Below are 12138 nucleotides of genomic sequence, written 5' to 3'. Positions count from 1 at the left end.
TCAGCGCGCCTCGACGCTCCAGCTGAGCAGAGCCTGGCTGAGTCCGGCCGGTTCGTCTCCTTCCAGCCGCAGCCGCAACGCGATGTCGTAGGTGGCCTGGCCCGACACGGGCAACAGCGCGATCACCTGAATGGACGTGCTGGGCACGAAGGGCGCGCCGTTCACGCTGTACTCGATCCGGTCGATCGGCAGGGCCTGCTGTCCAGGTGCAGTGATCGGCTGCGTGCGCAGCACCAGCGCCGCTCCAGCCAGCGTGGACTGCACGCTGAGATGAAAGGCCTGATCCGTCCCCAGCATCGGGTAGTAGGCAGGCGCACTTTTGGAAAAGGGCACCAGCGGCGGATACGCCGTGCCCTCCGCCCCGGGATTGAACTTCACGTCGATGGTGAGCTTCTGCCCATCGAGCAACAGGGCCGTGTTCGGCACGACCGGAGTGGGCGCCGCCAGGCCCGGCAGCGGGGCCACCGACGTCTGCGCGCCCGCCACACCCAGCAGCGCGGCCAGGAGCAGCGCCCGCGCCTTCACGGCTTCACGACCAGCGCGGTTTGCCCGGTGAACAGTTTGCCCTGGCCGTACTTCAGCACGATCAGCACCTGGTACTGCCCGGCCGGAAGCGATTGCGCCGCGCTGCCCGTAAACGACCGGGTATAGCCGGGCAGCGCCACGCTCTCGCCCAGATCGACGGTCGCCATGGTCTTCCCGCTGGCGTCCACGACCACAGCCCGCCCGGCCGCCCGGATCAGGGTGGTGCCAGCATTCTTCACGGTCGCGCTGACGTTCAGACCGCCGGCGCTGTACGTGCTCTGCACCGCCGTGAGCTTGGCATCGAAGTGGGGCTGACCGACCTGCACGTAGATGATCTGACCGACGTCCACGTTGTAATTCATGGTGACGCTGCTCTGGCTGCCTGCCACGCTCGCGGCGTCCGGTGAGTCGCTCTTGAAGAAGAGCACGCCCCAGTACAGACCGGGCGTGGTGCCGGCGGGCACGTTGATGGTGTAGCGCACCTGCTGTTTTTCACCGGCGCCGAGCCTGAACGTCGTGGGGGTCACCTGGAGCCAGCGGCCCAGCGAGTTCTTGAGGCTGCCGCCTGACACGTACTGCGCTTCACCGCTGGTCGGCAGCACGAAGTCGCTCGTGTACGAGCTGACCGTCATCGCGGCCTCGCCCTGCTTGCCCGGGTTCTGCACGGTGACCGTGTGGTTGAGGGACTGGCCAGGCTGCACGCTGAGTTCCACCCGCGACACGTCCAGACTGACGCCGGTGGCTGCCAGAGCCGGTCCACTCAGCAGCGCCGAGAACGTCGTCAGGGAAAACAGCACTCGGGGCAGTCGCTTCATGGATGGTTCCTCCGGCCGGGCAGTGGTGCGGGCACATGGGGGGAAAATAGGGACTCTGGTGTTGTGGTGCGGCCAAAAGGGGGGGAGCCGCGAAATCGCGAAGGGGCGGCTGGCAGCGGGGCACCACGGCCCCAGCCACCAGCCGCCGGGGTGTCAGAACGTGCCGGTGAGCTTGAAGTTCACAGCGGCGGTCTTGTTGCCGGCCGTCTCGCTGCCGTCGAAGACGAGCGCCTCGAGGATGTAGTCGTCCAGCCAGCCACCGGTGGTCTTCTTGTCGAAGCCGGCCTGCGTGTTGGTGAACTCCAGGCTGGCGGACGCGCCGTTGTTGTACAGCGTCTTGACGAACTTGGCGCCGTTGGGAGCGTCCGTCTCCTTCGTCATGGTGCCGGGCAGCATGTCACCCAGCACGAGTTTGGGGAAACCGGGCGTCACACCGCTGACGGAGATGTTCACCTTCCAGTTCGTGGAGTTGCTGAACTTCTCGACGATCTTGCGGTTGAAGCACACGATCGGGCCTTTCCAGTCCACGGTGCCCTTGACATTGTCGTAGACGATGCCCGGGTAGCTGGTGACCTTGTTCTTGAGCTGCGCTTCCGCACCCGTCAACCCCGCCAGATTCACGGTCCCCGTGAAGGAGTAGGGGTTGCCGGCAATCGCCAGATTGTCGCCCTTCCAGTAGCTGCCGGAGCGGTTCATGATCGCCTCGAGGTCAACCACATCGTCCCTGCCCGTGACCTTGTTGTGCTCGCCAGCGCGGTAACAGTCGCAGTTGGTCAGGTTGAACAGATCGACGGTCCACGACTTCTCGTGCAGGTGCATGGCGACCACAGCCGGGATGGAGACGGTGATGGCCTCGGTCAGGGTGGAGGACAGGTCGCCCTTGAAGACCTGGTCCTTCTTCTGAATGTCAACCACGCCGTTGCCCGTCGAGCAGCCATTCACAGTCGGGTCGCAGGGCGGCGGCGTCCATCTGAAGTCTTCGGCGCCCGCCACGCCCAGAGCGCCGATGAGCAGTGAACCGGCCAACATCATGTGCTTCATATCCTTCCCCCGTTCGAAGAGAGCTTCGGTCCCCGGAACCCTCTGCTCCGGTGGTGGAAGAAGCGTAGAAAAAGCCACGTTAAGCGCCGGTTAAGTTATTAAGGCCATCGTTAAAGCAGCGTGAAGTAACCATTGAATTTCATGTGGTATTTATCCCTCGGCGCCAGAAAACTGACGCCCCAGGCTAAGAAATTCATGTAACGTCCAGCGTTCCCAGTTGTGAAGACCTCATGCCTTGCTCACGGTACTCAGCGTGGGTGCGAACGGGATCACCAAGGACCGTCGCCGTCCTGAAGTCAGAAGTCCTTCGCTGGCCCTTCCGGTCTTGAGAACACCACCTCAGATCGAGGGCCGCTCAAGACGGCGGAAACGGCGGTTCGACAGTGCTCTGGCGCTGGATCAGGCCCGCAGGCAACATCTGCCGTCAGGGCGCTCCGACGGCAGATGACCATGAAAGTCAGACTGTACCTGGCCAGCGGTCATCCCAGCGGAACCGGGTGTCAGCCCTCCGCGAACGCCCCCAGGCGCCGGAAACGCTCGCCGCGCTGCCGCAGGAGTTCGTCCGGGCTCTGGGCCATCAGCTCACGCAGGTGTCGGGTCACGGCCTCACCGACGGGCACGGCGGCCGCGTCGGCGTCCTGGTGGGCGCCGCCGACCGGTTCCGGGATGATCTCCTCCACGATGCCGAGCCCGAGCAGGTCCGGCGCGGTGAGCTTCAAGGCCTCGGCGGCCAGCGGGGCCTGCGCGGCGTCCTTCCAGATGATGCTCGCGGCGCCCTCCGGCGAGATCACCGAGTACCACGCGTTCTCCTGGATCAGCACGCGGTTGCCCACCGCGACGGCCAGTGCGCCCCCGCTGCCGCCCTCGCCAATGACCACGCACACCGCCGGAACCCGCAGCGACAGCATGCGGCGGATGCTCTCGGCAATCGCCCAGCCCTGCCCGCGCTCCTCGGCCTCCAGGCCCGGATACGCGCCCTGGGTATCGACCAGTGCGACCACCGGCAGGCCGAACTTCTCGGCCAGGTCCATCAGGCGCACCGCCTTGCGGAAGCCCTCCGGGTTGGCGCTGCCGAAGCGGCGGCGGATCTTGCTCTTGGTCTGCCGTCCCTTCTCCTGGAGCAGCAGCATGACCGGAATGCCCTGCCAGCGCGCCGGGCCGCCGATCAGCGCCGGATCGTCCCCGAAGCGGCGGTCGCCATGCAGTTCGTGGAACTCGGTGCACAGCCGCTCCACGTAGTCCAGGGCGGTGGGCCGGCCGGCGGCGCGGGCAAGTTGCACGCGCTCCCAGCGGGTGGGCGGCGGACGCGATTCGCGCAGGCGCTGCACCTCGGCGCGCAGCGGGGTCAGGGCAGCGTCAAGGTTCTGGCCGGTCTTCTGCGCGGTGCCCTCCAGATCACGCACGCGCGCCTCGAGTTCCTGCAGGGCGTCGGGGGCGGTCACGCGCTCGCCTCGCGGTGCATCAGCAGGCCCAGCAGCGACCCCAGGTAGGTGCGGTGCTCGCGGCGGTCCACCACGGCGTCCACCATGCCGCGGTCCAGCAGGAACTCGGCGCGCTGGAAGCCCTCGGGGAGGTTCTGGCGGATGGTCTGCTGGATCACGCGCGGGCCCGCGAAGCCGATCAGCGCGCCGGGCTCGGCCACGATCACGTCCGCGATGGTGGCGAAGCTGGCGGTCACGCCGCCCGTCGTGGGATCGGTCAGGACGCTCACATATGGCAGGCCGCGGGCACTCAGGGCGTCCAGCGCGACGGTCGTCTTGGCCATCTGCATCAGCGACAGCGCGCTTTCCTGCATGCGCGCGCCGCCGCTGGCCGTCACGATGATCAGCGGCGTGCCGTGCTGCGCGGCGTACTCGGCGGCGCGGGCGATCTCCTCGCCCACCACGCTGCCCATGCTCCCGCCGGAGAACGCGAAGTCCATCACGGCCAGCGTGACCGGCAGGCCGTCCAGCGTGCCGTGGCCGGTCAGGATCGCGTCGGGGCGGCCGGCCTTGCGCTGCGCGCGCTCCAGGCGCGCCGTGTACGCCTCGGTGTCCTTGAAGTCCAGCCGGTCGACGGGCCGCACGCGCCCGGACAGCTGCGTCCAGCTGCCCTCGTCGAGCAGGACGTCCACACGCTTGCCGGCGTCCAGGCGCAGGTGATGGCCGCACTTGGGGCACACGAAGGCGTTCGCCTCGAGGTCACGGTTGTACAGCCCTTCCTTGCAGTGGGGACACTGGGTCCACAGGTCCGGCATGTCCGCGCCCTCTCCCTTCTGCTGCGGACGGCGACGGCGGAAAAAACGATCTAGGGCCATGACATTCCTCCCGGTTGAACTCTACCGGTGCATTCTATGCGGCCCCGGCGCTGCGGGCTGCACTGCGTCCAGCGGGCGGCCGCCCATATTCAGCCGAGCTTGCCCTTGAGGTAATCGTCGAGCTGCGCGAGTTGCAGGTTCACGTCGCGTTGCAGCGCGTCGATCCGGGCGTTCACGGTGCTCAGTTCGCTGCTGCCCGACGCGGCCGGCAGGGCGTTGAGCCGCTCGTCAATGTGCGTCTGGAGCTGAGCGAAGCGGCTGCCCTCCTTGCTGTCCAGGGTGACCCGGAGCTGCTCGATGTCGCGCAGCAGCCGCGCCGAGTCCGCCTGCGCGCGCAGGCCCGACAGCCCCGCCCAGAAGTAGAAGATCAGGGCCAGCAGCGTTCCCAGGATCAGCAGCACCAGGCCCATCGGCACGCCGGTGTAGGTCACGAAGCCCAGGCTGATGGTGTGGGGAAACATCAGCGCGTTGGTGTTCAGCAGCGCAAACAGCGCCAGCAGCACCAGCACGACGATCAGGACGACAGTCCGCATGACGGCAGCGTAACATTCCCCCGCCCGCGCCCCGCGAAGCCTAAGCGCTTCGTGAGTTCCGGGCGCGCCGCACCGACAATCCCGCCCGGACCGGGGGTATGCTGCCCCCATGTCCCTGGTCGTGATGGTCACCCTCCCCCCCGAACGGGCGCACGACGTGGCGCGCACCCTGGTGCAGGAACGCCTGGCCGGCTGCGTCAACGTGGTCGGCGGCGTGCAGAGCGTGTACCGCTGGCAGGGCGAAATCGCCGAGGACCCCGAGACGATGCTGCTGATCAAGACCAGCGGCGAGAAATACCCGGAACTCGAGGCGCGCATCAAGTCCCTGCACCCGTATGAGGTGCCGGAAATCATTGCGTTGCAGTTCGACCGCGCCCTGCCGGAATTCCAGGCGTGGCTGCGCGAATCGCTAGAAGACCGGAAGTAAGAGGCAGGGGCCCGAAGAGAAGAGAGGCAGAAGCCCACGCTTCTGCCTCTCCTGTTTTGTGCCCTCAGCTCCCTAGCGCCCCGCGAGGAGTTGCCAGATCGCCGGGTTGCTGACCCAGCCGTACCACAGGTTGGGCAGCAGGCCCAGCACGGTCACGCCGGCCACGCCGATCGCGACGGTCAGGGTGGTGGGAGGCCGCTGGCCGTGCGCGTACTCGCGCGTGGGCGTGCGGTCCGGCATGAACATCAGCATGCCGGGGCGCAGGTAGTAGATCAACGCGGCGACGCTGGTGAGGGCCGCGAGCACGCTGAGCCACACGTAGCCGTTCTGGAAGGCCGCCTGGAACGCGAGGTACTTTCCGAAGAAGCCCGCGAAGGGTGGCAGGCCCGCCAGCGACGCGAGGCAGATCGCCAGCGCGACCGCGTAGCCGGGATGCCGGTAGTACAGGCCGCGCATGTCCGTGATCTCCATCCCGGCCTCGGTGCGCTGCAGCGCAGCCACGATCGCCAGGGCGGCGGCCGTCATCAGGGTGTAGACCAGCAGGTAATACGTCAGGGCGGCGCCGCCGGTGGCGGGCGTACCCAGCAGGGCCATCGCCAGGAAGCCGGTGTGCGCGACCGCCGAGTACGCCAGCATGCGCTTGAAGTTGCGCTGGAGGAGCGCGGCGGTGTTCCCGATGATCAGTGTGGCGGCCGTGAGGATCTGGAGCACGCTGGCCCAGCCGGGCGCGTCGGCCAGGGCACCGGAGAACACGCGCAGCATGCCCGCAAAGGCCGCGACCTTCACGACGGTGCTCAGGAACAGGCTGACCGAGGTGGGCGCGCCCGAGTACACGTCCGGCGTCCACTGGTGGAACGGCACCAGCGCGATCTTGAACGCGAAGCCCGCGAGCACCAGCAGCGCCCCGCCGACCAGGATGCCGGTGTTCTGCGGCAACAGGCCCGACACCGAGCCGACCCGCAGGGCGATCTCGGCGTAGTTCAGAGTGCCGGTCGCGCCGTATACGAAGGCGATGCCGTAGATCAGGATGGCGCTGCCGACTGCGCCCAGCAGGAAGTACTTCAGGCCGGACTCCTCGGCGCGGCGCGAGTCCTGCAAGGTCGAGAGCACGTAGCCCGACAGGCTCATGATCTCCAGGCCGATCAGCAGCACGATCAGGTCGCCGGAGAAGGCCATCAGCAGGGCGCCGGTGACCGCGTACATCAGCATGGCGTCGAACTCCGGGAAGGAGATGCGGGCGCGCCACGCGGTGTCGAGCGACACCAGCAGGGTCATCAGGCTGCCGACCACGATCACCAGCCCCAGCAACAGGGCCGGGTTGTCGGCATGCAGCGAGGCGGTCGTGAGCGACTGGCCGTCCAGCACGCGGGTCTGCGTGAAGGCCGCGCGGCCCTGGTTCCACAGCGCGATCATGGACGCCCCGGACAGCACGAGCATGCCGATGTTCAGGTACGTCAGCACGCGGCGGCTGACCCAGAAACCCAGCAGGGTGCTCAGGAGCGCGCCGAACAGCACCGCGAAGATAGGAAACAGCGCGCCCAGGGCGTAGAGGTCGGTTCCGGTGGGGGTCGTCAGCATGGTCAGTTCCCCCCGAGGGCGGTGAGCACCGCTTTCACCGCAGGTTGCATCAGGTTCAGGGCGGGCGCGGAGTACACGCCGAAGAAGATCGCCACGGCCAGCGGCAGGCTCAGAATCAGCCACTCCGTATGCACGAGGTCCGCCACGGGAATCCCGCCGGGCGGCCGGGCCTGCCAGAAGGTGTGCTGGAAGGCGGTCAGCGCGTACGCGGCGGCGGCGATGGTGGTGATCCCGGCGAGGAAGGCGAGCCACGGGTAGACCTGATACGCGCCCAGCAGGATCGAGAATTCCCCGATGAAGCCCGCCAGCCCCGGCACGGCGATGCTGGCCAGCCAAAGCGCCAGGGTCAGGCCGCCCAGCGCGCCCGCCTGCGTCATGACGCCGCCGACCCGGACCGCGATGCTGCCGGTGCGTTCCTGAAGCATGCCCACCCCGAGGAACAGCGCCCCGGTGTAGAGGTTCTGGAACGCGAGCAGGTACATTGCGCCGATCACGGCCGTCTCGTTCAGCGAGAACACGCCCAGCGCGACGAAGCCCATGTGCGACAGGCCGGCGTAGGCCAGCAGGCGTTTCCAGTCGGCCTGATGGAACGCGATCCACGCAGCGTACAGCGCCGTGAACGCTGCGAGGCCCATCAGGATGGGGCGCAGTTCCATACTGGCGTCCGGGAACAGCGTGATGCCGAAGGTGAACACGCCGTAGCCGCCGACCTTGTACAGCGTGCCCATGACGTCGGGAATGCCGCTGTCGTGGTTCTGCTCGTGGAAGTCCGGCAGCCACGCGTGCAGCGGCCACAGCGGCAGCTTCACGGCCATGGCGGTCAGGAAGGCCACGTACAGCCACGTCTGCGTGCTTCCGGCGGGCAGCACGTGCGCGCGCAGGTCGGCCAGCGCGAAGGTGGGGCTGCCGCCCAGGTACTTGATTCCGATGATCGACACCAGCATCAGCAGCGAGCCGAACAGCGTGTAGGCCGCAAACTTCACCAGGGCGCGCATGCGGTGCTGCTTGCCGTAGATGGCCAGCATCAGTAGAGACGGCAGCAGGGCGTCCTCGAAGAACACGTAGAACAGCACCAAATCGCGCGCGGCGAAGATGCCGATGAGTCCCGTCTCCATCGCCAGGATTAGGGCCAGCATGGTGCCGGGGTTGGGAATGCGCCGCGCGGCGTACAGCACCGCGATGAAGCTCATGAAGGCCACGACCATCGCCAGCGCGAGGCTCACGCCGGACAGCTCCGTGGAGTACGTGATGCCCAGTGCCGGCACCCACTGCACACTGAGCAGGTCCGAGCCGCCCGCGCGCCACAGCACGAAGCCGATGCCCAGCGTGAGGGCCGAGAGCAGGCCCGCCATCTCGTCGCGCCAGCGCTTCGGCGTGACCAGCAGCAGCAAGCTGCCGAGCATGGGCAGGAAGATCATGAAGGTGGGCAGCAGCCGTATAAAGTCGCGGCTCACAGGCCACCTCCAATCGCCTTCAGCGCCCAGTAGCCGATGATGGCCGCCGTGCCGAGCAGCATGCTGACCGCGTAGGCGCGCACGAAGCCGCTCTGCCACATGGTGAACAGCCCGCCCGGCGCGGCCGCGTTGCCTGCAATGCCGTTGATCAGCCCGTCGGTGCCGCGGTCGGCGGTGTCCAGCGCGCCGGCCAGGGTGCGGCTGGGCGCACTCACGAGGTTGTCGTACACGGTGTCGAGGTACAGGGCGTTGGTGCTCGCGGCGCCCAGCGGGCCATCGGTGAGGCTGCCGCGGCGGTACTCCGCGAAGGCCCACAGCAGGCCGATCACCCCGGCCGCGACGGCCAGCACGGTCAGCAGCACCTCGGTCGAGGCGGCGATCTCGTGGCCCTCGAGCGGCACGACCCGGCCGAGGTACGTGTCGAAGGCGTGCCCGCCGCCGAGGAACGACGGCACGTTCAGGAAGCCGCCCAGCGTGGCGAGCGCGGCCAGCACGCCCAGCGGCGCGGTCATGACCGGATCAGCCTCGTGCGGGTGGGCGTGGCCTCGGTACTTGCCCTGCCATACCAGGAAGTACCAGCGGCCCATGTAGAACGCGGTCAGCAGCGCCACGCCCAGGCCGATCACGTACAGCCACGGACTACTCTCGAAGGCGGCGGCCAGGATCGCGTCCTTGGAGAAGAAGCCGCTCCAGATCGGAATGCCGCAGATCGCCAGCACGCCCATCAGCGACACCACGTGCGTGAAGGGCATGAACCTGCGCAGGCCGCCCATCTGCCGCACGTCCTGTTCCTCGTGCACGGCGTGGATCACGGCGCCGGCCGCGAGGAACAGCAGCGCCTTGAAGAAGGCGTGCGTGAGCAGGTGGAACACCCCGGCCGTGTACGCGTGCAGGCCGACCGCCATGAACATGTACCCCAGCTGCGACACGGTGGAGTACGCCAGGATCTTCTTGATGTCGTACTGGTTCAGGGCCGAGAGCGCGCCGTACAGCGCGGTCAGGCCGCCCACCCACGCGACCCAGGTGCTGGCCGTGGGCGCCAGGTCGTACAGGAAGTGGCTGCGCGCCACGAGGTACACGCCGGCCGTGACCATGGTCGCCGCGTGGATCAGCGCCGAGACCGGCGTGGGGCCGGCCATAGCGTCCGGCAGCCACGTCGTCAGCGGCAGCTGACCGGACTTGCCGACCGCGCCGACCAGCAGGAACAGGCACGCGAGTTCCAGGGTCGAGGTGTCGAACTGCACCGATTCGACCCGCTCGGCGAGCTGCGGAATGCTCAGGGTGCCGAAGGTCTTGAACAGCAGGAACATGCCCAGCATGAAGCCCAGGTCGCCGATGCGGTTCATGATGAAGGCCTTGCGCGCGGCGTTGGAGTTGCTCGTGCCCTCGGCGTTGCGGGCGGGGAAGCTGGCCGCGTCGGCGGGATTACCACGCCCCGCGAACCAGAAGCCGATCAGCAGGAACGACGCCGTGCCCACCCCCTCCCACCCGACAAACATCAGCGGGTACGAGTCGGCGAGGACCAGAATCAGCATCATCGCCACGAAGAAGTTCAGGAAGGCAAAAAAGCGCGTGAACTTGGCGTCGTGACCCATGTACGACACCGAATACACGTGGATCAGGAAGCCAACGCCGGTGATGATCAGGGTCATCAGCGCGGAGAGCTGGTCCCACGTGAAGCCCACGGACAGGTTGACGGTCACGCCGTTCTCGCCCAGGGCCATGTTCGGCAGCCAGGTCCACAGCGTCTCGGTCTGCGAGGTGTCGGTCAGGCCGAAGTAGCGGCTGACGGCGATCAGGAAGCTGGCGAGCACCATCCCCGAGCCGAGCCAGCCGCCCACACGGCCGGGAAAGAGGCGGGGAACGCAGATCAGCAGGGCGAAACCCAGCAGGGGCAGCAGGGGAAGCAGATACAGGGGCACGCCGAGCACTCAGCCTTTCATGCCCGCGAGGGCGTCCACATTGGTGGTCTCGCGCTTGCGGAAGATGGCGACGATGATCGCCAGGCCGATCGCCACCTCGGCGGCGGCCAGGGTCATCACGATGAAGACGGCGGTCTGCCCGGTCGGGTCGCCCCAGGCCCGCGCGAAGGCCACCAGGGCCAGGTTCGCGGCGTTCAGCATGAGTTCCACCGACAGAAAGACCATGATCGCGGTGCGGCGGGTCAGCACGCCGATCATGCCCAGCGCGAACAGGATGCCCGACAGGGCCACGTAGGACGCGGTCGGCACCATTACGCCCTCACCTCCCGCTCGGGCAGGTGCGACACGGACGCCGGCGCGGAGGGCGCCAGCACCTCCTCGCGGTCGTCCACGCCGTCGGGCTGGGCCGCCGGACGCTGCACCAGCGCGACCGCGCCCACGATGGCGACCAGCAGCAGGATGCTCACCGCCTCGAAGGGCAGCAGGAAACGCGTCAGCAGCGTCTCGCCCATCACGTTCGCCGTGCCGTCGCGCACGCCCGCCACACCCCGCGCGAGCGGCTGCGGGTCCTTGAAGGTGTACGCCAGCACCACGAAGGCCCCGGCCAGCACCGTGCCCCCGATGCCCGCGAGTTCCCGCACGTACGGAATGGGATCGGCCGTGCTGACCGGCGCGTTCGCGTTGAGCAGCATGATCACGAACAGGAACAGCACCATGATCGCCCCGGCGTACACGATCACCTGCGTGGCCGCCAGGAAGGACGCGCTCATGGTGGCGAACAGCCCCGCCACGCTCAGCAGCGTGCCCACCAGCCCCAGCGCAGCGTGCACCGCGTTCCTGGCCGCGATGGCGACCACGCCCCCCGCGATGGCGAGCGCGCCCAGAAGAATGAACGCGATCATCATGGGTGGCCTCCACTTCCCAGCCCGGCGGCGTCTGTACCCCTCACGCCACTCTCTCCGTTCCTCTGCGTCCTGCTCATGTCGGGTACGTCACCCCCTCCAGCTCGGCGCGCACGCCGTGTTCCACCTGGAAACCCAGCCGCACGGGTTTGCCCTTGCGGGCGGCCTCGCGCCGCTGCGGCAGGCTGCCGGTCACGCCAACCAGCATGTCCTCCTTGCCGTACACGAAGTCGCCGTAGCGGTAGTCCGCCATCTCGAACTCGTTGCCCAGCACGACCGCGCCGGTCGGGCACGCTTCCTCGCACATGCCGCAGAAGATGCAGCGCAGCATGTTGATCTCGTACACCTTCGCGTAGCGCTCGCCGGGACTCGTGGGGTTCGCCGGGTCGTTCTCGGCGGCCTCCACGTAGATGGCGTACGCCGGGCACGCCGCAGCGCACAGGCTGCACCCGATGCACTTCTCCAGCCCCAATTCTCCGGGGCGCTGGCCGGGATGACGCGTGAGGATGTGCCGCCCGCGGAAGCGCGGCTGCAACGTGGCCCGCTGCTCGGGGTAACTGACGGTCACGGGCTTCTGGAAGAGTTTTCCCAGCGTCAGACCCATGCCCTTGGCAATCTCAAGAACGCCCATATCCGGCTCCTTTC

13 protein-coding genes are annotated in these 12138 nt (G+C 67.8%); 1 reads left to right on the top strand and 12 read right to left on the bottom strand.

Features of this window, described 5'->3' with window-relative positions; genetic code table 11:
* The 6 genes from HNQ07_RS11875 to HNQ07_RS11850 form a co-directional block, all read right to left on the bottom strand.
* Positions 1-525 carry a hypothetical protein gene (locus HNQ07_RS11875; RefSeq protein WP_184112003.1) on the bottom strand — a complete coding sequence of 175 codons (525 nt, stop codon included), beginning with the start codon at positions 523-525 and terminating at the stop codon, positions 1-3.
* On the bottom strand, positions 522-1340 hold the full coding sequence (locus tag HNQ07_RS11870) for a fimbrial biogenesis chaperone (RefSeq protein ID WP_184112001.1): 819 nt from the start codon (positions 1338-1340) through the stop codon (positions 522-524). Before HNQ07_RS11870 ends, HNQ07_RS11875 begins: the two co-directional genes overlap by 4 nt.
* Before the next feature lie 153 nt (positions 1341-1493).
* Positions 1494-2255 carry a hypothetical protein gene (locus HNQ07_RS11865; protein WP_184111999.1) on the bottom strand — a complete coding sequence of 254 codons (762 nt, stop codon included), beginning with the start codon at positions 2253-2255 and terminating at the stop codon, positions 1494-1496.
* 626 nt (positions 2256-2881) lie between these two features.
* On the bottom strand, positions 2882-3823 hold the full coding sequence (locus tag HNQ07_RS11860) for an acetyl-CoA carboxylase carboxyltransferase subunit alpha (RefSeq protein WP_184111997.1): 942 nt from the start codon (positions 3821-3823) through the stop codon (positions 2882-2884).
* Positions 3820-4677, bottom strand: coding sequence for an acetyl-CoA carboxylase, carboxyltransferase subunit beta (gene accD, locus HNQ07_RS11855; protein ID WP_184111995.1), 858 nt, complete (start codon positions 4675-4677; stop codon positions 3820-3822). The genes HNQ07_RS11860 and accD overlap by 4 nt, the downstream gene beginning before the upstream one ends.
* An 89-nt stretch (positions 4678-4766) precedes the next feature.
* On the bottom strand, positions 4767-5210 hold the full coding sequence (locus HNQ07_RS11850) for a LapA family protein (protein WP_184111993.1): 444 nt from the start codon (positions 5208-5210) through the stop codon (positions 4767-4769).
* Positions 5211-5319: 109 nt separating this feature from the next.
* Here HNQ07_RS11850 and cutA point away from each other — a divergent pair, with 109 nt between their 5' ends.
* Positions 5320-5637: a divalent-cation tolerance protein CutA gene (gene cutA, locus HNQ07_RS11845; RefSeq protein WP_184111991.1), complete on the top strand. Its 318-nt coding sequence runs from the start codon at positions 5320-5322 to the stop codon at positions 5635-5637.
* 72 nt (positions 5638-5709) lie between these two features.
* Here cutA and HNQ07_RS11840 read toward each other — a convergent pair whose 3' ends face one another.
* The 6 genes from HNQ07_RS11840 to nuoI form a co-directional block, all read right to left on the bottom strand.
* Positions 5710-7215, bottom strand: a complete 1506-nt coding sequence (locus tag HNQ07_RS11840; RefSeq protein WP_184111989.1) for an NADH-quinone oxidoreductase subunit N — start codon at positions 7213-7215, stop codon at positions 5710-5712.
* 2 nt (positions 7216-7217) lie between these two features.
* On the bottom strand, positions 7218-8633 hold the full coding sequence (locus HNQ07_RS11835) for an NADH-quinone oxidoreductase subunit M (RefSeq protein WP_373298014.1): 1416 nt from the start codon (positions 8631-8633) through the stop codon (positions 7218-7220).
* A gap of 32 nt (positions 8634-8665) precedes the next feature.
* A complete protein-coding gene (gene nuoL / locus HNQ07_RS11830) occupies positions 8666-10591 on the bottom strand; it encodes an NADH-quinone oxidoreductase subunit L (protein ID WP_184111988.1) in 1926 nt (641 codons plus the stop codon).
* Positions 10592-10600: 9 nt separating this feature from the next.
* Complete coding sequence (nuoK, locus tag HNQ07_RS11825; protein WP_184111986.1) at positions 10601-10903, bottom strand: NADH-quinone oxidoreductase subunit NuoK; 303 nt, start codon at positions 10901-10903, stop codon at positions 10601-10603.
* Positions 10903-11496 carry an NADH-quinone oxidoreductase subunit J gene (locus HNQ07_RS11820; protein ID WP_184111985.1) on the bottom strand — a complete coding sequence of 198 codons (594 nt, stop codon included), beginning with the start codon at positions 11494-11496 and terminating at the stop codon, positions 10903-10905. Before HNQ07_RS11820 ends, nuoK begins: the two co-directional genes overlap by 1 nt.
* 73 nt (positions 11497-11569) lie before the next feature.
* Complete coding sequence (gene nuoI, locus HNQ07_RS11815; protein ID WP_184111984.1) at positions 11570-12124, bottom strand: NADH-quinone oxidoreductase subunit NuoI; 555 nt, start codon at positions 12122-12124, stop codon at positions 11570-11572.
* Positions 12125-12138: the final 14 nt, after the last annotated feature.

Source organism: Deinococcus metalli (assembly GCF_014201805.1).
Taxonomy (GTDB): domain Bacteria; phylum Deinococcota; class Deinococci; order Deinococcales; family Deinococcaceae; genus Deinococcus; species Deinococcus metalli.
The sequence above is the reverse complement of the archived record's forward strand: the minus strand, read 5'-3'. Positions and strand labels throughout refer to the sequence as shown.